The 24,990-nt window shown below is 52.9% G+C and carries 16 protein-coding genes and 1 pseudogene; 8 read left to right on the plus strand and 9 right to left on the minus strand.

The window, feature by feature from the left end; genetic code table 11:
- Window positions 1-23: 23 nt before the first annotated feature.
- The 6 genes from HV352_RS07815 to atoS all read right to left on the minus strand — a co-directional run bounded on the left by HV352_RS07815 (window position 24) and on the right by atoS (window position 7,290).
- Window positions 24-1,208, minus strand: a complete 1,185-nt coding sequence (locus tag HV352_RS07815; RefSeq protein ID WP_181635319.1) for an acetyl-CoA C-acetyltransferase — start codon at window positions 1,206-1,208, stop codon at window positions 24-26.
- 30 nt (window positions 1,209-1,238) lie between these two features.
- Window positions 1,239-2,561, minus strand: a complete 1,323-nt coding sequence (locus tag HV352_RS07820) for a TIGR00366 family protein (RefSeq protein ID WP_016153794.1) — start codon at window positions 2,559-2,561, stop codon at window positions 1,239-1,241.
- Window positions 2,558-3,208, minus strand: a complete 651-nt coding sequence (locus tag HV352_RS07825; RefSeq protein WP_016153793.1) for a 3-oxoacid CoA-transferase subunit B — start codon at window positions 3,206-3,208, stop codon at window positions 2,558-2,560. The genes HV352_RS07820 and HV352_RS07825 overlap by 4 nt, the downstream gene beginning before the upstream one ends.
- A 2-nt stretch (window positions 3,209-3,210) precedes the next feature.
- Window positions 3,211-3,870, minus strand: coding sequence for an acetate CoA-transferase subunit alpha (gene atoD, locus HV352_RS07830; RefSeq protein WP_016153792.1), 660 nt, complete (start codon window positions 3,868-3,870; stop codon window positions 3,211-3,213).
- Between the two features lie 199 nt (window positions 3,871-4,069).
- Window positions 4,070-5,455 (minus strand): acetoacetate metabolism transcriptional regulator AtoC, encoded by a 1,386-nt coding sequence (gene atoC, locus HV352_RS07835; RefSeq protein ID WP_019077262.1) that lies wholly within the window; start codon window positions 5,453-5,455, stop codon window positions 4,070-4,072.
- Window positions 5,452-7,290, minus strand: a complete 1,839-nt coding sequence (gene atoS, locus HV352_RS07840; RefSeq protein WP_181635320.1) for a two-component system sensor histidine kinase AtoS — start codon at window positions 7,288-7,290, stop codon at window positions 5,452-5,454. Before atoS ends, atoC begins: the two co-directional genes overlap by 4 nt.
- Before the next feature lie 168 nt (window positions 7,291-7,458).
- On the opposite strand from atoS, the gene rcsC reads away from it, so the two are divergent.
- Window positions 7,459-10,305 (plus strand): two-component system sensor histidine kinase RcsC, encoded by a 2,847-nt coding sequence (rcsC, locus tag HV352_RS07845; RefSeq protein WP_149381521.1) that lies wholly within the window; start codon window positions 7,459-7,461, stop codon window positions 10,303-10,305.
- Between the two features lie 111 nt (window positions 10,306-10,416).
- Here the strand turns inward: rcsC and rcsB are convergent, their stop codons facing one another.
- Together rcsB and rcsD are read right to left on the minus strand one after the other, a co-directional pair.
- A complete protein-coding gene (rcsB, locus tag HV352_RS07850; RefSeq protein ID WP_003027592.1) occupies window positions 10,417-11,067 on the minus strand; it encodes a response regulator transcription factor RcsB in 651 nt (216 codons plus the stop codon).
- A gap of 16 nt (window positions 11,068-11,083) precedes the next feature.
- Entirely contained in the window at window positions 11,084-13,753 is a 2,670-nt protein-coding gene (gene rcsD / locus HV352_RS07855) for a phosphotransferase RcsD (RefSeq protein WP_016157016.1), read from the minus strand.
- 738 nt (window positions 13,754-14,491) lie between these two features.
- Between rcsD and HV352_RS07860 the strand changes: the two genes are divergently transcribed.
- The 6 genes and pseudogenes from HV352_RS07860 (at window position 14,492) to mgtE (ending at window position 21,839) form a co-directional block, all read left to right on the plus strand.
- Complete coding sequence (locus HV352_RS07860) at window positions 14,492-15,616, plus strand: porin OmpC (protein WP_016157015.1); 1,125 nt, start codon at window positions 14,492-14,494, stop codon at window positions 15,614-15,616.
- 115 nt (window positions 15,617-15,731) lie between these two features.
- A complete protein-coding gene (gene apbE / locus HV352_RS07865; protein ID WP_016153786.1) occupies window positions 15,732-16,784 on the plus strand; it encodes an FAD:protein FMN transferase ApbE in 1,053 nt (350 codons plus the stop codon).
- A 79-nt stretch (window positions 16,785-16,863) separates the two neighbouring features.
- Entirely contained in the window at window positions 16,864-17,928 is a 1,065-nt protein-coding gene (gene ada / locus HV352_RS07870; RefSeq protein ID WP_181627189.1) for a bifunctional DNA-binding transcriptional regulator/O6-methylguanine-DNA methyltransferase Ada, read from the plus strand.
- A pseudogene (gene alkB, locus HV352_RS07875) lies at window positions 17,928-18,618 on the plus strand (DNA oxidative demethylase AlkB). Before ada ends, alkB begins: the two are co-directional and overlap by 1 nt.
- A 35-nt stretch (window positions 18,619-18,653) precedes the next feature.
- Window positions 18,654-20,297, plus strand: coding sequence for a multidrug ABC transporter permease/ATP-binding protein (locus HV352_RS07880; protein WP_016157011.1), 1,644 nt, complete (start codon window positions 18,654-18,656; stop codon window positions 20,295-20,297).
- 105 nt (window positions 20,298-20,402) lie between these two features.
- Window positions 20,403-21,839, plus strand: coding sequence for a magnesium transporter (mgtE, locus tag HV352_RS07885; RefSeq protein WP_016153782.1), 1,437 nt, complete (start codon window positions 20,403-20,405; stop codon window positions 21,837-21,839).
- Here mgtE and HV352_RS07890 read toward each other — a convergent pair.
- Window positions 21,802-23,049 (minus strand): SulP family inorganic anion transporter, encoded by a 1,248-nt coding sequence (locus tag HV352_RS07890; protein WP_181635322.1) that lies wholly within the window; start codon window positions 23,047-23,049, stop codon window positions 21,802-21,804. The genes mgtE and HV352_RS07890 overlap by 38 nt on opposite strands.
- A gap of 278 nt (window positions 23,050-23,327) precedes the next feature.
- Between HV352_RS07890 and mqo the strand changes: the two genes are divergently transcribed.
- Window positions 23,328-24,989 (plus strand): malate dehydrogenase (quinone), encoded by a 1,662-nt coding sequence (mqo, locus tag HV352_RS07895; protein WP_047416262.1) that lies wholly within the window; start codon window positions 23,328-23,330, stop codon window positions 24,987-24,989.
- The last annotated feature ends 1 nt before the right edge of the window (window position 24,990 follow it).

Consider the following 24,990-nt stretch of genomic DNA (forward strand, 5'->3'; position numbering starts at 1 on the left):
CCGGAAATATCCGGCCCTTTTTTTTAATTCATTCGCTCCACTATCATCGCAATGCCCTGACCGCCGCCGATGCACAGCGTGGCCAGTCCAAGCGTTTGATCCCGTGCCTGTAGCGCATGCAGCAGCGTCACCAGTATTCGCGCGCCGCTGGCGCCGATAGGGTGTCCCAGCGCAATTGCCCCACCGTTGACGTTAACCTTTTGCGGATCAAACCCCAGCGTTTTACCAACGGCAAGAAACTGAGCAGCAAATGCCTCGTTAGCTTCGATCAGATCGATATCAGAAAGCTGTAAGCCGCTCAGTTGCAGTGCCTTCAGCGTGGCGGGAACCGGCCCCATGCCCATCATAGCCGGTGCTACGCCGCCACTGGCCCAAGATTTGATTCGCGCCAGTGGCTTCAGCCCAGCCTCCAGTGCTGCGGACTCTTCCATTACCACTAATGCCGCTGCACCGTCGTTGATCCCCGAGGCGTTACCTGCGGTGACGGTTCCTGCTTTATCAAAGGCTGGACGCAATGCGGCGAGGCCTTCTGCCGTCGAGTCAGCTTTGGGGAATTCGTCACGCTCAACGATGATGGTTTTCTTCCGTGATGACACGCTGACGGGCACGATTTCAGCCTCAAATGCGCCAGACTCGATTGCGGCAACGGCTTTACGCTGTGACTGCAGAGCCAGTTCATCCTGCATTTCGCGGCTGATGCCATACTCTTTGGCAACATTTTCTGCAGTGATCCCCATGTGGTAACCATGCTCGGCGCAGATCAGGCCGTCGCGCAGAATCACGTCGGACAATTGCCCGTCACCGAGGCGATAGCCCCAGCGGGCTTTTGCATCTAACAGGTAGGGGGCAAGGCTCATGTTTTCCATCCCTCCCGCGACGATCGCCTGGGCTTGTCCGGCCTTGATAGCGAGGGCGGCAAGCGCCACGCTTTTCAGGCCAGAGCCGCACACTTTGTTGACTGTAAAGCCGCAAACGGTGTCGGACAGGCCGCTTTTTAATAATGCCTGACGCGCTGGGTTTTGCCCGAGTCCTGACTGCAGCACGTTGCCCATAATCACCTCGTCCACGCGCTGTGGGTCAAGGTGCGCGCGTTCAAGAGCGGCTCTAATGACGATTGATCCAAGCTCGACGGCACCCGTAGTTGCCAGTGCGCCGTTAAAACTGCCGATTGCGGTACGTGCCGCGCTGACGATGACACAGTTTTTCATTTTTCAGTTCCTTTAATTAAGTTGTTGCCGTCAGAACAAGGTCAATCCAATAACAAAAATGACGCCGGAGAAGAGCAGGGCGGTGATGCAGTAGCCCATAATGTCGCGTACTCCGAGACCGGCGATGGCCAGCGCGGGTAGCGCCCAGAACGGTTGTGCCATGTTCATCCACTGCTCACCGTAGGCGATGGCCATGACTGATTTGCCAAGATCGGCACCCAGCGCCTGAGCGGCAGGCATGACGAACGGTCCCTGAATAACCCAATGGCCACCGCCGGATGGCACGGCAAAGTTAATCAGTGCTGAACTGAAGAAAGTCATCAGTGGGAAGGTATCTTTGTTGGCAACGTTGATGAAAAATTCAGTAATGAGCCCACCGAGGCCGGAGTGCTCCATCATCAACTGAATGCCGGCATAGAAGGGGAATTGCACCAGAATCCCGGCGGTACTCCGTGCGGCAGCACTAACGGCACGCATATAGGCCATCGGCGTTTTGTGCAGCAGCAGACCGGCAATCATAAACATCAGGTTGACGGTATTGATGGTGATGTTGAAACCTTTCTCGGCAAAATAGATACCCAGATAGGCAATCCCTAATGCACCGATGATCAGCGCCAGAATGCGGCTCTCTTCCAGTTTTTCAGATGGCGGCGCATCTGGCGGCAGTTTCTTTTGAAAATCAGCTTCTTCCAGTAACAGTTTCGGATCGATGCTCACCACATCTGAAGGTTTTGGCGTCATCATCCGGGTGATAAACGGCATCACCACAATCAGGCCGAGCGTGATGAAAATATTGAAGCCGGTGAACAGGGTATCCGCGACAGGAATGAGGCCCGCTACGTGCTCGACCGGGTTGCCAGGCGTTGCCGCCAGCAAAGGCATTGAGCCGGAGAAGCCGCCGCCCCAGGTCAGGAACCCGATGTAGGCGCAGGCAATCAGTAACGGATAATCGGAACCCGGTACCCGACGAGCAACTTCGCGGGCGAACATCGCCCCGACCACCAGACCAAATCCCCAGTTAATAACGCAGGCAACTGAACCAAAAAAAGTCACCAGCATGACGCCCTGAGCGGGGGTTTTGGCGGCGGATGCCGCCGTACGCAGCAGGCTTTTCACCGGCCCGGAACTGGCTAACGCATGGCCGGTTACGATGATCAGCGCCATCTGCATACCAAACGCCAGCAGGTTCCAGAAACCGTCACCCCAGAATTTCACCATGCTGATGGGGGTCTGCGGCGTTAACCACAGCGCGATGCCAAAGGTCAGCAACGTTAATAACATGGCGAAAATCAGTGGGTCGGGCAGCCAGCGGCTGACTACCCGTGTCATAAAGCGAGCGATGCGGCCAATCATGCGTCACCTCGCAGGATGCGCAGATCGTCGGCAATTTCAAACTGTGCTTCGGTTTTTTCACATAGCGTGGCGATGTCGCATCCTTCGATGATTTCAGTCAGCCACATCTTGCCATCTATAAAGCGGAATACAGCCAGCTCGGTGACCAGCATATGCACAGCATGCTGTGCAGTGAGCGGCATGGTGCATTGACGCAGGATTTTTGCGGAGCCGTCTTTTGCGCAATGCTCCATGGCGATAATGACTTTACGCGCACCGGTCACCAGATCCATTGCGCCACCCATGCCGGGCACCATCTTGCCGGGAACCACCCAGTTGGCGAGGTTTGCCTGCTCGTCGACCTGCAACCCGCCAAGCACACAGGCATCAACATGACCGCCGCGAATCAACGCGAACGACATGGCGCTATCAAACATCGCCGCGCCCGGCAAAATACCGCACGGTTGGCCGCCCGCGTTCACCAGGTCAGGATGGGCGGTGGTGACTGGGCCCAGTCCCAGAAAACCGTTCTCAGATTGCAGCGTAATGTGAATATCAGCAGGTAAGTAGTTAGCTACCATCGTTGGCAGGCCGATACCTAAGTTGACGATATCGCCATCGCGAAGTTCTTGCGCCACCCGGCGCGCAATACGTTGTTTAGCATCCATGATTAGCTCTCCTGTGGAATGACGATATGGTCGATAACGGCGGCGGGGGTCACAATCTGGTCAGGCTGCAGCTCCCCTGTTTCAACCATTTCGTCCGGTTCGACCAGCGTGATATCAGCGGCGAGGGCAATCAGAGGGTTAAAGTTACGGGCGCTGAGCTGGTAGGTGAGGTTGCCAAGCATGTCAGAGCGGTGGGCGCGAATAAGCGCTAAATCGGCGCGTAATGGGCGTTCAAGCAGCCAGGTTTTACCCTCAAGCGTCATGGTTTGCTTGCCTTCTTCCACGATGGTGCCAACGCCAGTGGGGGTCAGAAAGCCGCCAAGACCCGCGCCGCCGCAACGAATCTGCTCGATCAGGGTACCTTGCGGAACCAGCTGTACATCCATCTCGCCGGCAATCATGCGACGACCGGTTTCCGGGTTTGTACCAATGTGCGAGGCAATCACTTTGCTCACCCGCCCATTGACGATCAGGGGGCCGATACCGGTATCGACAAAGGCGGTATCGTTAGCAATCAGTGTCAGATCTCTGACGCCGGATTCCAGCAGGGCTTCAACCAGACGAGGTGGTGTGCCAACGCCCATAAAACCACCGACCATGATGGTCATGCCGTCACGAAAGAAGCCTGCAGCGTCTTGTAAGGTAATCAGTTTTGTTTTCATTATGTTTCCCTTTTTGCATACTCCATTTTGGGTACGCTCAGGGAATTGCAAGCAGGGTGCCAGAATGACTAAAGAAACGTATTAATGTTTAGTTGATTGAATTTATTGGTTTATTTTTGTGGTCTTGGTGAAAGGAGACCACGAGGGGTTATGCAGAATTTTGCGCAGTGTGCAAAATTCTGCATAGCAAATTTGCGTATCAGGAACCCGATGGGTCGATGCCGTACTCTTGTAATTTATACATTAAAGCGCGACGGCTAATTCCCAGCATCAGCGCCGTGCGGGTGCGATTGCCGTCCTGATTGTCGAGGACTTCGAGGATAATTCGTTTTTCCTCACGCTTAATCTCTTCTTTCAGATTGCGTTCCCCGGAGTAAGTCGGTTTTGTTTCTGTTGTGGCGCTCACCGGGTTGCGCAACGGGTCGGGGAGATCGTCGGCAAAGATCACCGCACCGGTATTCATAACGACTGCACGTTCGATGACGTTTGACAGTTCGCGAATGTTACCGGGCCAGGGCCAGGCGGTGAGGATCGACATCGCCGTCGGGTCGATTTCGATAATATCCCGCTGATTTTCAGAGCTGAATTTTTGTAAAAAGTGGTTTGCTAATAAGGCAATATCTTCACGACGCTCGCGTAATGGCGGCAAAGTCAGATGGATAACGTTGAGACGGTAAAACAGATCTTCTCGAAACGTTCCTTCCTTCACCATCGTTTGCAGACAGCGGTTGGTGGCGGCGACGATTCGAATGTCAACGCGAATGGTCTGGTGACCGCCGATGCGTTCAAACTCCCTCTCCTGCAAAATGCGCAGCAGCTTGGCCTGCAGCACCAGCGGCATCTCGCCAATTTCATCAAGCAATAAAGTTCCCTGATGAGCGCGTTCGAACAATCCCTGGCGTAATGTCTGTGCCCCGGTAAACGCGCCTTTTTCGTGACCAAATAGCTCGCTTTCCAACAACGATTCCGGCAGGGCCGCGCAGTTAATTTTGATAAAAGGGCCATTGGCGCGTTTGCTGTTGTAGTGAATGGCGCGGGCGATCAGTTCCTTTCCTGTGCCGCTTTCACCACTAATCAACACGTTTGCCTGGGAGAGGGCGATTTTCGCCGTGTCTTTACAGATATCCATCATACGCGGGCTGGTGGTCAGAATATGTCCCCACTGCCAACTGGTGGTCAACGCTTTATGCAGATTGCGGATTTCCTGTTTCATCTCCTGCAGTTGCAATGCGCGTTGAATCACCATGCTTAGCTCGTCGAGATCAAAGGGCTTAATCACGTAGTCGAATGCGCCGCTACGTAAAGCTTCTACTGCGGTTTCTACTTCAGCGTAAGCGGTCATCAGAATGACGGGGATCCGTGGTTGCTGCGTGCGCATAACTTTCAGCGCGTCGATACCGTCCATCTCCGGCATGCGAATGTCCATCAGCACCACGTCTGGCTGCGTTTCGCTAAACAGGCTCAGCGCGGCTTTCCCGTCGCTGGCGCAATGTGTCTCATGCCCTTGCAGGGAAAATGCGGTGGCAAGCATACGGCGAACATTTTCTTCATCATCAACGATGAGAATACGATAGGTCGTTTTCATTCTGACGGATTTCCCTGCGGGTTAAGAGGTAAAATCAGAGTGAATATCGCCCCGCAGCCAGGCTGGCTGGTTACGTGGATATCCCCCTGATGCGCGTTGATGATGCGCTGGCTCAGCGCCAGTCCAAGACCGGTGCCTGATGCTTTTGTCGTAAAAAAGGGATCGAATATTTTCTTCTGTATGGCGAGATCGATACCGTTGCCATTATCTTCAATCATCACGGCCTGTTGCGAGGCCGAGTATTGCCAGGTACGGATGCGAATTTCGCCTCGCGCAGCGATCGCCTGTACCGCATTGATTAAAATATTGAGGATCACCTGTTTGAGAAGCTCGCGATCGGCGACGATCGGCGGCAGGCTGGGATCTAATTCCGTTGTAAAGGCGATCCGTGCCTGCAGGCCAGCGGTTTGCACCAGGATTAGCGTCTCTTCAATGAGTGCATTGAGCTGAATCTGTTGCCACTGGCTTTGTCGTGGGCGAGAGAAATCTAACAGTTGTTGAATAACTTTATTGATGGAATCAATTTCATTCAGCACAACAGATAAATATTCCTGATGTTCCGGCAGCGAGGTTTGCTGGCGGATGATCTGGACGTAGCCACGAATTGCGGTCAGCGGGTTTCGCACTTCATGTGCGACGCCGGCCATCAGCTCACCCAGGGTGGCAAGCCTTTCGGTTTGCGCCAGCCGACGCTGGGTCTCTTTACGGGCGGTTAAATCGGAGAAAATAACCAGCGCGCCAATCAGCTCGCCGTGTGCGTTATGGATCCGACTGGTGGTTACACTGATCTCAATGGTGCGTTCTCGTCCAGGAAAGCTAATCTCCTGGGCCACATGTTCAGTACCGTGCTCAAGGGTGTCCAGTACCGGGCTATAAAACTGCGTATTGGCAAAGAGCGTCGCATAGGGCTGTCCGACCAGCTCATGCAGCGTGTAGCCCGTTATCTGTTCTGCCGCCGGGTTCATGGTGGTAACGTCGCCTTGCCTGTCGATGGCGATCACGCCATCTGCGGCATTTTCAATGATCAGATCGTTAAGGGTTTTGGTTTCCCGTAGCGTTTGTGCCAGCGCATTGACGCTACGGCTGATTTGTCCTAACTCGCCGGGGAGTTCAGGCAATCGGGTAGGGGTTTTTTGTGCCAGCGTGGAAAGCCCATCGGTGATGATGTCGATATTCGCACTGAGTCGACGTGAGAAGTGCACGATGAGCAGCAGGCTACAGATGAGCCCGGCAACCAGTACGGCAATAATCCTGACATCCATTCTCCAGGCCTGCTGGCGGATATCTTCGGTGAGCTCATTGGCCCAGATATACCCAATAACCTCTCCCTGGCGCGCTATTGGGATCATCGAGTTGAGTATGTCGCCGCGAACCTGTCGCCCGGAATAGACCACAGGCGCGTTGCTACTCATCACTTCGCGCCCGGGATGATCCTCGGTGATGGTGATACCTACGTTGCCTTGGTAAAGCGCGGAGGGAGCGTAGGTGATAATGGCATCCAGCGCTTTGTGATAATACCCGGCGCCAATGCCGGGAAACGCTTGCGTAATGCGCTCGGTGATGGGGGCCAACTCTTGATTAAGCGCGCGAATGCGTGCTTCACGCGGCAAATTTGGGTAGTGACTAAAGCGGTCGCCCAGCGCATCGTTTAGCAGGGTTATCACCGATGACAGTTTTTTCTCTTTTTCAGATAAGACTGCTGAACGGCCTTCAGTTTCTACGATATAACCTATAGATATCGTCGGAATGATGACCATCAGGATGGCCATCATGATCATTTGGTTGCGTAATCGTCGTGGGTATAACCGACGAGCCAGCCATCTCAGGTCGCGCATTCTGACATCCGTGCAGTGTTTTTCAGGCAAACGACGATTATCACGGGTTAAGACAATGGTTTCAGAGCGGTGTATCATATTCCCGTAAAGAGAGGGCATTGCGACGCCGGACATTTACCGCTACCTTAACCACACTCTATTAATGCCCTGAGGCGGAGCTTCGCCCCTTTGAAATACCTTGCTTCCGTTCATTCAACGCTAAAAGTCTCACGCTATCTGTTCAGGGCGTTGGCGCTCCTGATCTGGGGGCTAATCGCATTTGCCTCCGTTTTCTACATCGTGAATGCGCTGCACCAGAGAGAGTCCGAGATTCACCAGGAGCTTAACCTCAGTTCCGATCAGGCCCAACGTTACATTCAGCGCACCTCTGATGTGATTAAAGAGCTGAAATATATCGCGGAGAATCGCTTAACGGCGGAAAACGGCGTGATGTCGTTGCGCGCGCGGGATGATAAAACCGCCGTGCCAAACTTTGAGCCGCTGTTTGCCGACTCCGACTGCTCGGTGATGGGCAACGCCTGGCGAGGTTCTCTGGAATCGCTGGCGTGGTTTATGCGCTACTGGCGGGATAACTTTTCCGCGGCCTATGATTTGAATCGTGTGTTCCTGATCGGCAGCGACAACCTTTGCATGGCCAATTTCGGTCTGCGTGATATGCCTGTCGAACGTGACGGGGCGTTGAAGGCGCTGCATGAGCGCATTATTAAGTATCGCAATGCACCGCAGGACGAAAACGGTAATAACCTGTTCTGGATTAGCCAGGGGCCGCGGCCGGGGATAGGCTATTTCTATGCGCTGACGCCGGTTTATCTCGCTAATCGCCTGCAGGCGCTGTTGGGTGTGGAACAGCCTATCCGCATGGAGAACTTTTTCACGCCGGGCAGTTTGCCGATGGGAGTGACCATCCTTGATGAAAATGGTCATGCGCTGATTTCGCTCACCGGCCCCGAGGGGAATATTAAGGCTGAACCTCGCTGGATGCAGGAGCGCTCCTGGTTTGGCTATACGTCGGGTTTTCACGAACTGGTGCTGAAGAAAAACCTGCCCCCGTCATCGCTAAGCATTGTTTATTCAGTACCGGTCGATCTGGTGCTGGAGCGGATCCGCATGATGATCCTGAACGCTATTCTGCTGAATGTGCTGGTTGGCGCGGCGTTATTTATGCTCACGCGCATGTATGAGCGGCGCATTTTTATTCCTGCGGAAAGCGATGCCCAGCGTCTGGAAGAGCACGAGCAGTTTAACCGTAAAATCGTGGCTTCCGCGCCGGTTGGGATTTGTATTCTGCGTACGATAGATGGCATTAACATCCTGAGTAATGAGCTGGCGCACACCTATCTCAACATGCTGACGCATGAAGACCGGCAACGGTTAACGCAAATTATCTGCGGCCAGCAGGTCAATTTTGTTGATGTGCTGACCAGCAACAATACCAATCTGCAAATCAGCTTTGTGCACTCGCGCTATCGTAATGAAAACGTGGCAATTTGTGTGCTGGTTGACATCAGCGCGCGCGTTAAAATGGAAGAGTCGTTGCAGGAGATGGCGCAGGCGGCGGAGCAGGCGAGCCAGTCCAAATCGATGTTCCTTGCGACGGTAAGCCACGAGCTGCGTACGCCGCTGTATGGCATTATCGGTAACCTTGATTTGTTGCAAACCAAAGAGTTACCCAACGGAGTGGATCGCCTGGTGACGGCGATGAACAACTCTTCCAGCCTGCTGTTGAAAATTATCAGCGATATTCTCGATTTCTCGAAAATTGAATCTGAACAGCTGAAGATTGAACCGCGCGAGTTTTCACCGCGCGAAGTAATGAATCATATTACGGCTAACTATCTGCCGCTGGTGGTTCGCAAACAGCTGGGGTTGTACTGCTTTATCGACCCGAATGTACCGGTGGCGCTCAATGGTGACCCGATGCGTTTACAGCAGGTGATTTCCAATCTGCTGAGTAATGCTATCAAGTTTACCGATACCGGCTGCATTGTGCTGCACGTGCAGTGTAACGAAGACTATCTCAGTATTCGCGTGCGTGATACCGGGGTTGGGATCCCTGCCAAAGAGGTCGTCCGCTTGTTCGATCCTTTCTTCCAGGTGGGAACCGGCGTACAGCGTAATTTCCAGGGAACCGGGCTTGGTTTGGCTATCTGTGAAAAACTGATCAGCATGATGGATGGGGATATTTCCGTCGATTCTGAACCGGGAATGGGTAGCCAGTTTATGCTGCGTATTCCGCTTTATGGCGCGCAGTACCCGCTGAAAAAAGGTATCGAAGGGCTTGTCGGCAAACGTTGCTGGCTGGCGGTGCGTAACGCGTCGCTGTACCAGTTTATTGAATCCAGTCTGGCGCGTAACGGGATGACGGTGCAGTGCTATGAGGGACAGCAACCGGATGCGGATGACCTGCTGATTGCCGACGATGTGCTGGACCAGGCGTGGCAGGGACGCGCCGCGGTGATTTTCTGCCGTCGTCATATCGGTATTCCGCTGGAAAGGATGCCCGGGGAGTGGGTGCACAGCGTGGCATCGCCTCACGAACTGCCCGCGCTGTTGGCGCATATCTACAGCCTTGAGCTGAGCAGTGAAGAGCTTTCAACGGCGTTGCCAGCCCCGGATAAAGTTGCTGCAACTAACGATGACATGATGATTCTGGTGGTCGACGATCATCCTATCAACAGGCGTTTACTGGCCGATCAGTTGGGATCGTTGGGGTATCAGTGTAAAACCGCGAATGACGGCGTGGACGCACTCAATGTACTGAGTAAAAACCATATCGACATCGTGCTGAGCGACGTTAACATGCCGAACATGGATGGTTATCGCCTGACCCAGCGTATTCGCCAGTTAGGATTAACCCTGCCGGTTGTCGGCGTGACGGCCAACGCGCTGGCTGAAGAGAAGCAGCGTTGTCTGGAGTCAGGTATGGATAGCTGTCTGTCTAAGCCGGTGACGTTAGATGTATTGAAGCAAACGCTGACGGTCTATGCGGAAAGAGTGAGAAAGGCGCGGGAATAAAAGAGGCCGGATGGGGCGTTTGCCTTATCCGGCCTACGTAACACGCACAACATCGTGTCATTCGTAGGCCTGATAAACGCCGTGCCATCAGGCACGTCGATGTTAAAAGAATTACTCTTTGTCTGACGGACTCAGCGTGACGGAAGAAAGGTAATTCAACAGGGCGATATCGTTTTCCACACCGAGTTTCATCATTGCCGACTTTTTCTGGCTGCTGATGGTTTTAATACTGCGGTTGAGTTTTTTCGCGATTTCAGTAACCAGGAAACCTTCGGCAAACAGGCGCAGAACTTCGCTCTCTTTCGGTGACAGACGTTTGTCGCCGTAACCGCTGGCGCTGATTTTTTCCAGCAGACGAGAAACGCTTTCCGGGGTGAATTTCTTACCCTTCTGCAGCGCGGCAAGCGCTTTCGGCAGATCTGTTGGCGCGCCTTGCTTCAGGACAATTCCTTCAATATCGAGATCCAGTACCGCGCTCAGGATTGCCGGGTTGTTGTTCATGGTGAGAACAATAATCGACAGGCTCGGGAAATGGCGCTTGATATACTTAATTAACGTGATCCCGTCACCGTATTTATCTCCCGGCATGGAGAGGTCGGTAATCAACACATGAGCATCTAACTTAGGCAAATTGTTGATCAGTGCAGTGGAGTCTTCAAATTCGCCGACAACGTTTACCCACTCGATTTGCTCAAGTGATTTACGAATACCGAACAGTACAATCGGGTGGTCATCGGCAATAATTACGTTCATAGTGTTCATGTATTGGGCTACCTTGCTACAGCAAGCTCTTGACGTAATCGTCAATGTCGCTGATGTATTTTTCTATACCTGGAGCATCTTTCTCTTGAATAAGATGTTCCAGCGCTTCACATAACTGCTTGCCGGGTACCAGATTAAGCATGGCAAACACGCCTTTCAGGCGATGGGCCGTTTGGGCTAACGCAGCGAAATCGCTGGTTGCTGCCTCAGTATACAACCTCTTAACATCATCCGGTACTGTGTCTACAAAGAGTGCATAGTAACCACTGGCATGAAGTTCGGCGTTTTCATCTCCGCCGAGGGGAAGTTCCTGGATCTCTTCTTGTGCCAGCTGCTCTTCTATCAGCTCGAGGACAGCTTCCTGCATAGCATTGCTCATATTAAAGTTGACGCGCAGCTGACCAGGGCCAATTTTCCGCACGCCAGACTCATCATCGCTTAAAAGAAGGCCTGAGGCAGTAAGATTAGACGGATTATCTGTTAAAAAGAGATCATATTCTTGACTATTCAACCGCTCATCAGGCGTGATGCAGGTTGCTCCCCAGTTCTCCAGTTGGCGTAATACGATGCTGCGTACGTCATTAGAGGTGACATCAACCATTATGCAGACGTCATCTAACAAACGCTCTTCACTTTCAGCATGTTGATCGTGCAGCGGCATTTTAACATGGACTATATAACGTGTTCCAAGTTCTTCCCGCGCTTTAATGTTCAGGTGTCCACCTAGCTTGCGGGCGAGCTGATCGCATAACCAGAACGTCAGCGGGTTGGCCTTGCTATACCGATCGCCCTGGGTGTCATTGATGAACGGGAAGTGCAGGTTATCAACTTCATTCAACGTGACACCTTGCCCGGTATCCAGAATGCGGAAGGTCAGGCGTTCAGTCTCCGATTCATCCTGGTCGACTTCCAGCGTGATTTTGCCAATTTGCGTAGTGGTTACCGCATATTGGATCAGCAACAGCAAAATACGGCGCAGGGCATCGCGGTCGCCGCGGCGTTCATCATGGGCGCTAAGGTGATTTTTAATCAGTAGCTGCAGCCCTTTACGTTTAATGGCTGGCAGAACCTCCGGAACCACGTCATCAATTAACGACTGCACGGAAAACAGCGTCGATTCACTTTTCCAGGCGTCGCTTTCCAGCAGGTTGGCCAACTGGATTTCATCTACCATACGCACCAGAACGTCTGCCTGATTGGCCAGTTTCTGGCTGTCCGGGCTATTCAGTGCGGCAGCATTAGCGGCAAGTGTTTTCGCCGGGTCTTTCAGTGCGCTGCCGATATTCTGCATAAAGGCCGCCCGGGCCTGCTGGTTTTTCTCATACAGTCGCTGCGCTTGTTTCAGCTTCTTATTAACCAGCACTTCGCGGTCCTGGTCACGAATAATAAAGATCTGTGTTCTCGATGAGATCTGGCTACGGAACAGCCGGATCTCATACAGCTCATTATTGATGGTGGCCTGAATCACCCCCTGATGCTGCTCCGCCATACTGGTAATGTTTTGCAAATTTAAATGCGGTAACAGGTGGTCGGCAATTTTATTGCTGATAACCGTGCGGTTTGCTTCTTGATCGTGCACCAGCAAGCCCAGAGGCAGCAAAGACACTATCTCTTCATTGATGGCGCGCAGAACACGCAGTTCATTATTTGCCGCAAGGTTTGGTGCCACTTCGGTGGAACGGGCAGGGAGGTGGCGAAAGGTGGTATAGCCAAACAGCGCCAGGGCCAACAAAGCAATGTTGAGTAACAGCGGCAGCAGAATGCTTTGCAAGGTGTCGAGCAGCAATGAGCCAAACGGAACCTGCCACACCAGCCGCATATCCGTTGAGTTTAGCGCCGAAGAGATCTCAATTTTACTGTTGTTGAAATTAATGCTGACGCTGTCAGGCGACTCTTTTTCATTCAGATGCTCGGTTGTTGACGTGGCATCTGGAACCAGATGGAAGCTGTCCAGCGGCATGCCGGGTGGGATCAAGTCATTAATCGGCAGGTCAAAGGCGACAACCGTTGCCAGATGTCCAGGCTGATTAAAGGTCGTGCGTAGCGTGAAGTAATGCCCGTTCTGCCACGCCAGACGGCGCAGTGAAGAGAAGCTTTCACGTTCATCCAGCGCATTGGCCTGTTGTAACATTTCCGCGCGCCGTGAATCGACAATATTACCAATCGTCGACTCTTTAAAACCGGAAGTCAGATCTTTTAGCGGCAACGTTGAGATAAGGATCAGGCTATTGTCCTGACCATTCAGGTAATACATAGACCACGGAACATTTTCCGCGCCCCACAGCGTATCAAGATAGGTTGAGATGCGTTGGGTCATCTCCAGCGTAGAACTGTCATGGGAACCGAAAATCAGCGCCTCGGTCTTTCTGCGCGGTTTCTCAAGATAATAGACGTCTTGTTTCAGACGCGTTTCCTGCAGTCCTTCTGCACCAGGTGAACTGGCCGTGGCGGCAATATTGTCATAGATTTGCCAGGTCACGTATCGCCAGGTATCGACCCTTTTATGAATGGCATGGGTGATATCGACAATCTGATAGCTCTTATCCTTTAACCAGGTGTTGACGGCGCTCTGGACCATAACGCCCATCATCACCAACAGCACAACGATCAGTAATAAGAAGAAACGGGTAATACTTCCCGGTAGCAGGGAGAATCGGGTAGAAGCCGTTGTGTCAGACTGACTCATTCGTGTTTATGACCTGTTAAACGACGCGAAAGATGATGGGGCAGTATAAAGGGTAATATATGAATTGCCACACTTACACCACGCCGGATGGCCCGCATTTTTTACGCTCCATTCTGTTGCAGCTATGACAATGCAAAGGTGTACAGTGAATAAAGGCGGGTACAAATATTTGTACGGAATGTATACATTTAGCATTAAATAACAAGAAATTATTAATCAGATTTATATCTGAATACGACGCAATGAGATAGTTAATAGTTGTTATAGTTTTGCATCGGTAGCACAGAACGGTAAGTTTTGTGTAAAGAAGGGTAAAAAAAAACCGAACGCGAAGCATTCGGTTGAAATAGGGGTAAACAGACATTCATGAATGAATGACGGTAATAAATAAAGTTAATGATGATAGCGGGTCTATTTTAGTTGCGAGTGAAGATTTTGTTTTGTCATTCAGTGCTATAACTATTTTCAATGTAACTTATTGATTTTAAATTTAATTAAAACAGTTCTTGATTATTTGTGCTTATTTTGCCTGTTTTTTGATTTTAAAAAAGTTCCCTCTTATTAATATTTTGAAACATCTATGTCGATAAATGAAACACCTTAAAAGTTTTAGTATCATATTCGTGTTGGATTATTCTGTGTTTTTGCGGAGAATGAAGTTGCCGACTGGTTAATGACCTTAATCAGTATGCAGTGGCATAAAAAAGCAATAAAGGCATATAACAGAGGGTTAATAACATGAAAGTTAAAGTACTGTCCCTCCTGGTACCAGCACTGCTGGTAGCAGGCGCAGCAAATGCGGCTGAAATTTATAACAAAGACGGCAACAAATTAGACCTGTACGGCAAAGTCGACGGGCTGCACTATTTCTCCGATAACAAAGGTGATGATGGTGATAAGACTTACATGCGTATCGGCTTCAAAGGCGAAACCCAGGTTAACGACCAACTGACCGGTTACGGCCAGTGGGAATACCAGATTCAAGGCAACCAGAGTGAATCCAGCAACGACGCCTGGACGCGTGTGGCATTCGCAGGCCTGAAATTCGCTGATGCAGGTTCTTTCGACTACGGTCGTAACTACGGTGTAACTTATGATGTAACGTCCTGGACCGACGTCCTGCCAGAATTCGGCGGTGACACCTACGGTGCGGACAACTTCATGCAGCAGCGTGGTAACGGTTATGCGACCTACCGTAATACAGATTTCTTTGGCCTGGTTGATGGTCTGAACTTTGCCCTGCAGTACCAGGGTAAAAACGGCAGCGTAAGCGGTGAAAACGAAGGTGGTCGTAGCCTGCTGACCCAGAATGGCGATGGTTATGGCGGCTCTCTGACTTACGATCTCGGCTCTGGCTTTGGTATCGGTGGTGCGATCACTACCTCTAAACGTACCGCTGATCAGAATGCTCTTGGCGTGTACGGTAATGGTGACCGTGCAACGGTTTATACCGGTGGTCTGAAATACGACGCTAACAACGTTTACCTGGCTGCACAGTACTCCCAGTCCTATAACGCAACCCGTTTCGGTACCTCTAACGGTAGCAACCGGACTGCTGCATATGGCTTCGCAGATAAAGCACAGAACTTTGAAGTTGTGGCACAGTACCAGTTCGATTTCGGTCTGCGTCCTTCCGTGGCTTACCTGCAGTCAAAAGGCAAAGACATCAGCAATGGCTTCACCAACTACGGTGACCAGGATATCGTGAAATATGTTGATGTTGGCGCGACTTACTACTTCAACAAAAACATGTCTACCTATGTTGATTACAAAATCAACCTGCTGGATGACAATGCGTTTACCCAGGCAGCAGGTATTGCTACCGATGATATCGTAGCGCTGGGTCTGGTTTACCAGTTCTAATCTGCGCTCATGTCGTTAAAAGGCCCTGCGGGGCCTTTTTTAATGCCGTTTTTTCGTCGTACAAACAACGATTTTTGGTGTACTCTTGCGCCCGTTCGCATGAGGATAATTACGTATGGAAGTGAATTTCTATCGCGCAGCACTACTGGCTGTGACGATCTTTTTTGTCGGGTGCGATGAAGCCCCGAAACCTGCCCAGACCACACAACCTGCCACCGTTCTGGAAGGTAAAACCATGGGCACTTTCTGGCGGGTCAGTGCGGTGGGCGTAGATGCCAAACGCGCCGGGGAACTGCAGGCGAAGATCCAGGCTCAGCTGGATGCCGACGATCAGCTTCTCTCTACCTATAAAAATGATTCTGCGTTAATGCGCTTTAACCTGTCGAAAAGCCTGTCGCCATGGCCGGTTAATGATGCTATGGCCGATATCGTGACTTCGGCGTTACGCATTGGCGCAAAAACCGGTGGGGCCATGGATATTACCGTGGGTCCGTTGGTCAATTTGTGGGGCTTTGGCCCGGATCAGCAACCGGTGCATATTCCTACGCAGGCGCAAATTGACGCCGCAAAAGCGCAAACCGGGCTTTCACATCTGAAGGTTGTTAATGAGGCGCATCGGAACTACCTGCAAAAAGATTTGCCCGAGCTGTACGTGGATCTCTCGACCGTAGGCGAAGGTTATGCCGCCGATCATCTGGCACGATTAATGGAGCAGGAAGGGATCGCCCGTTATCTGGTATCTGTTGGTGGAGCATTGAACAGCCGCGGTATGAATGCAGACGGGCTTTCGTGGCGAGTCGCGATTCAGAAACCGACCGATCGCGAAAACGCGGTACAGGCGATCGTCGACATTAACGGGCATGGCATTAGCACCTCCGGCAGCTACCGTAACTATTATGAGCTGGATGGTAAGCGCCTTTCCCATGTTATCGATCCGCAAACCGGTCGTCCGATTGAACACAACCTGGTATCTGTAACGGTAATCGCACCAACGGCGCTGGAGGCTGACGGTTGGGATACCGGTTTGATGGTTCTCGGCCCGGAAAAGGCCAAAGAGGTGGTGCGTCGTGAAGGACTCGCGGTCTATATGATTATAAAAGAGGGCGAGGGGTTTAAAACCTGGATGTCGCCGCAGTTTAAAAGCTTCCTGCTCAGCGAAAAAAATTAAAAAGCAAGATTGCGGGTTTTCGTATCCGGCTATGGGGACACACTGAGGCTAAGCGCTATGCTTAACAAAGGAGTCCATAATGAAAAATCGTTTACACATAACTGATGATGACCGCTGGCAGTCCGTTGTGGATCGTGACGCCGACGCTGACGGTCAGTTTGTTTTCGCCGTCCAGACCACCGGCATTTTCTGCCGTCCGTCCTGTCGGGCGAAACATGCGCTGCGCAAAAATGTCACTTTCTTTGCCGATGCCCGGCAGGCGCTGGCCGCCGGTTTTCGTCCCTGTAAACGTTGTCAGCCGGATAAAGACAGCGCCCACCAGCATCGGCTGGAGAAAATAGCCCACGCCTGCCAGTTGCTGGAGCAGGAATCTCCCCTCACGCTGGACGAGCTGGCGCAGCAGGTGGCGATGAGCCCGTATCACTTACATCGCCTGTTCAAAGCCACAACGGGCATGACCCCCAAAGCGTGGCAGCAGTCCTGGCGCGCCCGTCGTCTGCGCGATGCGCTGGCGAAAGGCGTTCCGGTAACGCAGGCAATTCTCAACGCCGGATTTCCCGACAGCAGCAGCTACTACCGAAAAGCGGATCAGACGTTAGGCATGACCGCAAAGCAATTTCGTAAAGGTGGCGACAACGTTTCTGTACGCTATACCCTGGCAGATTGCACTCTGGGTCGCTGTCTGGTGGCGGAAAGCGAACGTGGTATCTGCGCGATCTTACTAGGTGATGATGACGCTACGTTGGTTGCGGATCTGCATGAGCTGTTTCCCGCCGCTCAGGATGTGCCAGCAGATGCCGATTTTCAGCAGCGCGTGCGCGAAGTGATCGCCGCAATCAATGCGCGTGACGCGCCGTTATCGCTGCCGCTGGATATCCGGGGAACCGCATTTCAGCAGCAGGTGTGGCAGGCGTTGCGCGCAATTCCGTGCGGCGAAACGATGAGCTACCAGCAACTGGCCAGCGCCATCGGCAAACCGAAGGCGGTGCGTGCGGTGGCCAGCGCCTGTGGGGCGAATAAACTGGCAATCGTCATCCCGTGTCACCGGGTGATCCGCGGCGATGGCGCACTTTCGGGCTACCGGTGGGGCATTGCGCGCAAAGCACAGTTACTGCAACGTGAAACGACTGGCGAGGAAACATAATGCTCGATCTCTTTGCGGATGCGAAACCCTGGCAGGAGCCGCTGGCGTCAGGCGCGGTTATTCTGCGACGCTTCGCTTTTGACTGCGCACCGTCTCTGCTGCAGGCGATAGCGGCTATCGCCAGACAGTCGCCGTTTCGCCAGATGGTGACGCCCGGCGGCTACACGATGTCGGTGGCAATGACCAACTGCGGTCGTCTGGGTTGGACAACGGATCAACATGGTTACCTTTATTCTCCTTTTGATCCGCTAACCGGCGCGCACTGGCCGCCGCTGCCGGATGCATTCGATGACCTGTGCCAACAGGCAGCGACGGCGGCGGGCTATGCTGATTTTCAACCCGATGCCTGTCTGATTAACCGCTACACGCCAGGGGCAAAACTGTCCTTACATCAGGATAAAGACGAACCCGACCTGCGGGCGCCGATTGTCTCGGTGTCGCTAGGATTGCCGGCCATCTTTCAATTTGGCGGCTTGCGCCGTAATGACCCCTTAAAGCGTTTGCTGCTGGAACATGGCGATGTGGTGGTGTGGGGCGGTAATTCGCGGCTGTTTTATCATGGGATCCAGCCGCTTAAGACGGGGTATCATCCGTTGACCGGAGACTGTCGCTACAATCTGACGTTTCGTCAGGCGGGTAAAAAAGAATAAAAATAAGAATTATTTTTGCTGTCAGCGAAGAGATGTTTAAACTGCGGGCTGTTATTACTTGTCCGGGTTGTTCGCATGGAACTTTTACTTCTTGTCTGGCGGCAGTATCGCTGGCCATTTATCAGCGTCATGGCGCTCAGCCTCGCCAGCGCTGCGTTGGGGATTGGGCTGATTGCGTTTATCAACCAGCGTCTGATTGAAACGGTCGACACCACGCTGATGGTGCTGCCGGAGTTTCTTGGCCTGCTGCTGCTATTGATGGTTGTCACTCTCGGCTCTCAGCTGGCGTTGACCACGCTCGGCCACCACTTTGTCTACCGTCTGCGTAGCGAATTTATCAAACGTATTCTGGATACCCACGTCGAGCGTATTGAACAGCTTGGCAGCGCCTCGTTGCTGGCCGGTTTAACCAGCGATATTCGCAACATCACCATCGCCTTTGTTCGTCTGCCTGAGCTGGTGCAGGGGATTATCCTGACCATCGGGTCGGCGGCGTATCTGGCGATGCTGTCGACCAAAATGCTGCTGGTGACGGCAATCTGGATGGCAATCACCATCTGGGGGGGATTTGTACTGGTGGCGCGGGTGTATAAGCACATGGCTACCCTGCGCGAAACAGAAGACAAGTTGTACAACGATTATCAGACGGTTCTGGAAGGGCGCAAAGAGCTGACGCTCAACCGCGAGCGCGCCGAGCATATCTTTAATCAGATGTACGTCCCGGATGCCAAAGAGTACCGTCACCATATTATTCGCGCCGATACCTTCCACCTGAGCGCGGTCAACTGGTCAAACATTATGATGCTGGGCGCCATTGGCCTGGTGTTCTGGATGGCGAATAGTCTGGGCTGGGCGGATACCGCCGTGGCGGCGACTTACTCACTGACGCTGTTATTCCTGCGTACGCCGCTGCTCTCTGCCGTTGGCGCGCTACCGACCCTGCTCACTGCGCAGGTGGCTTTCAACAAGCTGAATAAATTCGCACTGGCACCTTTTAAGGCCGAATTCCCGCGCCCAACCGCCTTTCCAAACTGGCAAACGCTGGAACTGCGTAACGTGGTTTTCCACTATCAGGATAATGCCTTTTCCGTAGGGCCGGTCAATCTGACGATTCATCGCGGTGAACTGATCTTCCTGATTGGCGGCAACGGCAGCGGGAAATCTACGCTGGCGATGTTACTGACCGGGCTATACCAGCCGCAGTCAGGTGAAATTTTGCTTGATGGTAAGGCCGTGGCCGTTGAAAAGCCGGAAGATTATCGCAAGCTGTTCTCCGCCGTGTTTACCGATGTCTGGCTGTTCGACAAACTGCTGGGGCCGGAAGGTAAAGAAGCCAATCCGCAGCTGGTAGCGAAGTGGCTGGAACATCTGAAGATGGGTCACAAGCTGGAGATGAACGATGGCCGCATCCTCAATCTGAAGCTGTCGAAAGGGCAGAAGAAACGCGTGGCGCTGCTGCTGGCTCTGGCGGAGGAGCGCGACATCATTCTGCTGGATGAATGGGCTGCCGATCAGGATCCCCATTTCCGTCGTGAGTTCTATCAGGTCCTGTTACCGCTGATGCAAGAAATGGGTAAAACTATCTTCGCCATTAGCCATGACGATCACTATTTTATTCACGCCGATCGTCTGCTGGAAATGCGTAACGGACAGTTGAGTGAACTGCTGGGCGATGAGCGTGATGCCGCCTCGCGTGACGCGGTGGCCCGCACTGCGTGATCCCACATGCCGCCGGTTTTTTATCCACCCGGCGGCACTGTTTATTGTTATTTACATAAAACGGCATCATGATTAATGATATTTCATATCATGGATTTATGATTAATGCCTGTAACAAACAAAAACAGCGCCAGACTGCGTGATGAAGAGCGTGCGCGTCTTATCTGGCTGCTGACCACTGATAAAGCCGTTGTTTCAACGCTATTGGGCAAGCTTACCCTGGCTGAGCAATATGATGTCGGCACGTTAGCCGACGATATTGCTGAGGTAGGGGCGCTGGTTGCCCACCTGCCGCCGCCCGATCTGGCGGATACCCTCGAAGCATTACCTTCTGAAGAGCGTCACGCCCTGTGGCGGCTGGTCGAAAGTGAAAAGCGCGGTAACGTCCTGCTTGAGGCGTCTGAAAACGTCTGGGACGACCTGATCGATGAGATGAGCGATCGTGAGCTGCTGGATGCGTTGCAATACCTTGATATCGACGAACAGATTTATCTGGTTCAGCATCTCCCTCGTAACCTCACGGGTCGACTGTTGGCGACGTTACCGGCCGAGGAGCGGGCGCGCGTCCGCCAGGTGCTGCACTACGAGAAGAATCGCGTCGGTGCGATTATGGAGTTCGAAGTTATCACCGTGCGTCCGGACGTGACGCTGGAAGTGGTGCAACGCTACCTGCGGCGGCTGGGAAAAATGCCGGAGAACACCGATAAACTCTTCGTGACCGACCGCAATAAAGTGCTGGTCGGGGAACTGACGCTCACCTGTATTCTGCTCAATGACGTGCAGCGAAAAGTCAGCGAGGTGATGGAAGATGATCCGCTCACCTTTTCTCCGGAAGATATCGCCGAACACGCCGCGCGAACCTTTGAACGTGACGACCTGGTCAGTGCCGCGGTCGTTGACTCTTCAGGTAAACTGATGGGCCGTTTAACCATCGATGAGATCGTCGATGTGGTCTATGAAGAAACCGATACCGATCTGCGTCGAATGGGCGGCTTAAGCGCCGGAGAGGATGTGTTTGCCCCCGTCACGAAAGCGGTAAAAACCCGCTGGGCGTGGTTGGCCGTTAACCTTTGTACCGCCTTTATTGCTTCGCGAGTGATCGACGGCTTTGAACATACAATTTCGCAACTGGTCGCGCTGGCCTCGCTGATGCCGATTGTGGCGGGGATCGGCGGCAACACCGGGAATCAAACCATCACCATGATTGTTCGCGCGCTGGCGCTACAAAATATTCAGCCGGGAAACCTGACGTTTTTGATCCTGCGCGAAATGGGCGTGGCGTTGATTAATGGCCTCGTGTGGGGCGGAATTATGGGCGGCATTACCTGGTGGCTGTACGATGACATGGCGCTCGGCGGCGTAATGACCCTGGCGATGATGCTCAATTTGCTGATGGCGGCGTTGATGGGCGTTATTATTCCGATGACGATGGTGAAGCTCGGGCGCGACCCGGCGGTCGGCTCGAGCGTCATGATTACGGCAATCACCGATACCGGTGGTTTCTTTATTTTTCTCGGTCTGGCAACGCTGTTTCTGATGTAGCCGCACGTTTGCCTCTGACGATACGCGGCAAAATGAGCATCGTCATCACCCCGGCAACCACGCCAAGCGCCAGGTTGCCGGTTGACACCGTTGCCGCGACGGTCATTAGCATCACCAGCGTTTCAGTAACGGGGAGTTGCCGCAGCGTAGCGGGCTGGATGCTGTGCCAACTGAAGGTTTTCACCGCCACAATCACCATAATTCCCGCCAGCACCGACATGGGGATTTTCGCCATTACTTCGCTTAACCCAGTGACCAGCAACAACAGCACCAGCCCGGCGGCGACCGTCGAGACGCGGCTGCGTCCTTTGCCCATCTCGACGTTAACGATGGTTTGACCAATCATCGCACACCCGGCGATGCCGCCATAAAAACCGGCCAGAATATTGGCTATCCCCAACCCGGCGCTCTCGCGATTCTTATTCGACGGCGTAGCCGTCAGGTCATCCACCAGACGGGCGGTTAACAGCGACTCCATTAATCCGACAAAAGCGATGCTCAGCGCGCAGGGCCAGATAATCGCCAGCGTTTGCAGGTTGAGTGGTACCAATAACTGCGTGAATCCCGGCAGGCCGCCGCGCATTGAACCTTCGTCACCGACGGTCGGTAATAGTTGTCCGCTGGTGACAGTGAACACCGTCAGCAGCACGATGGCGATAAGCGGCGCGGGGATCGTTTTAATAAAACGCGGAACCCACAGCACAATCAACAGGGTCAGGACAAACAGCCCCCAGATTAGCGGGCTTTTACCCCAGAAATGCGGGACCTGGGCAAAGAAAATCAAAATACCCAGCGCGTTCACAAAACCGGTCATGACGGCTGTAGGAATGAATCGCATCAGACGCGCCATCCCCAATACGCCAAACAGGATCTGAATAATCCCGGCCAGCACCACCGCAGGCAGGATGTACTGGACGCCGTGTTGATGCACCATCGGGCCAATCACCAGCGCGACCGATCCTGCCGCTGCGGTAACCATTGCCGGACGGCCACCTAAAAATGACATTGCCAGGCACAGTACGACTGAGGCTATCAGGCTGACTTTAGGATCGACGCCGGCGATAACGGAAAAAGAGATCACTTCCGGGATCAGCGCCAGGGCGGTTACCACACCGGCCAGCGTTTCGCGAACCAGTAAACGGGGTTGGCGCAGCACTGCGCGCGTCGCGTGCTCCGCTACTGCGACAGAGGAGGGTTGAGTTGCAGACATCGTTACTCTTAGGTCAAAAATGGCCCGGTAAAGCAGACCGACAGGCATCCGTGCGGTGAATAGCAAAGCGCAGCATAGTACCTGTCTGACGGACCGGTTTCCAGAAATGATTGTCAATAACCGTATAAACTATCAACGTATTAATAACATTTTTAAAAATTAAATATAATTTATAAACAATATTTAAATATTTTTACTTAAGTGTTAACGTTGATACCGCTCGATTTTCACCTGCATTAAAAGCAAAAAAGCGATACTAAAAGTAAGGCATTAACATTATGAAAAAAGTGACTGCCATGCTCTTCACCATGGCCGTTGGGCTGAATGTTGTCTCGATGGCGGCAAAAGCGAAAGCGGCGGAAGAGCAGGAAACGGATGTACTGTTGATTGGCGGCGGCATCATGAGCGCCACGCTGGGAACCTATTTACAGGAGCTGGAACCGCAATGGTCAATGACCATGGTTGAGCGACTGGATGGTGTAGCGCAGGAAAGCTCAAACGGCTGGAATAACGCCGGAACAGGCCACTCCGCACTGATGGAGCTGAACTACACGCCTAAAAAGGCCGACGGTAGCATCAGCATTGAAAAGGCAGTCGAAATCAACGAAGCCTTCCAGATCTCCCGCCAGTTTTGGGCCTATCAGGTCAATAATGGCGTAATGCATGAACCACGCTCATTTATCACCACCGTTCCGCACATGAGTTTTGTCTGGGGTGACGAGAACGTGAACTTCCTGCGTGCCCGTTACACCGCACTGCAGCAGAGCACGTTATTCCGTGGCATGCGTTATTCCGAAGATCACGCGCAGATTAAAGAGTGGGCGCCGCTGGTCATGGAAGGCCGCGATCCGAAGCAGAAAGTCGCGGCAACGCGTACCGAGATTGGTACTGACGTAAACTACGGCGAAATCACGCGCCAGCTGATTGCCTCGTTGCAGAAAAAGCCCAACTTTGCGCTGCAGCTGAGTACCGAAGTGCGTGGCTTTAAACGCAATGCCGACAATAGCTGGACCGTCACGGTCGCCGATCTGAAAAATAACGAAGCGGAACATGATATTAAGGCGAAGTTTGTCTTTATCGGTGCCGGTGGCGCTGCGCTGAAGCTGTTGCAGGAAACCGACATTCCGGAAGCGAAAGGTTATGCCGGATTCCCGGTTGGCGGGCAGTTCCTGGTTGCGGATAATCCGGACGTGGTGAATCGCCACCTGGCGAAAGTGTACGGCCAGGCCTCCGTTGGCGCGCCGCCGATGTCCGTGCCGCACATCGATACCCGTATCCTTGATGGCAAGCGCGTCGTGCTGTTTGGGCCATTCGCGACATTCTCCACCAAGTTCCTGAAAAACGGTTCATTGTGGGATCTGCTCAGCTCGACCACCACCTCGAACTTTATGCCGATGGTCAACGTGGGTCTGGATAACTTCGATCTGGTGAAATATCTGGTAAGCCAGGTGATGCTCAGCGATGACGACCGTTTTGCCGCGCTGCAAGAGTACTATCCGCAGGCGAAAAAAGAAGACTGGCGTTTATGGCAGGCGGGCCAGCGTGTGCAGATCATTAAAAGTGATGCGGAGAAGGGCGGTGTGCTGCGTCTGGGTACCGAAGTCGTCAGCGATAAAGAGGGCACCATTGCCGCGCTGCTGGGCGCTTCTCCGGGGGCATCAACCGCGGCGCCGATAATGCTGCATCTGATGGAAAAAGTGTTTAAAGATAAAGTGGCCAGCCCTGAGTGGCAGGCGAAACTGAAAACCATTATTCCGTCTTATGGTACCAAGCTGAACGGTAACGTTGAGGCTACGGAACAAGAGCTGCAATACACCAGTGACGTTCTGGGGCTGAAATATGACAAGCCGCAGGCTGCTGATGAAGCGCCGCAACCTCAGCTGAAACCTCAGGCGCAACCGCAGCCTGAGCAGAAAGCTGTAGCGGATATCGCACTGTAAA

Source organism: Citrobacter sp. RHBSTW-01044 (assembly GCF_013781945.1).
GTDB classification, from domain to species: domain Bacteria; phylum Pseudomonadota; class Gammaproteobacteria; order Enterobacterales; family Enterobacteriaceae; genus Citrobacter; species Citrobacter braakii.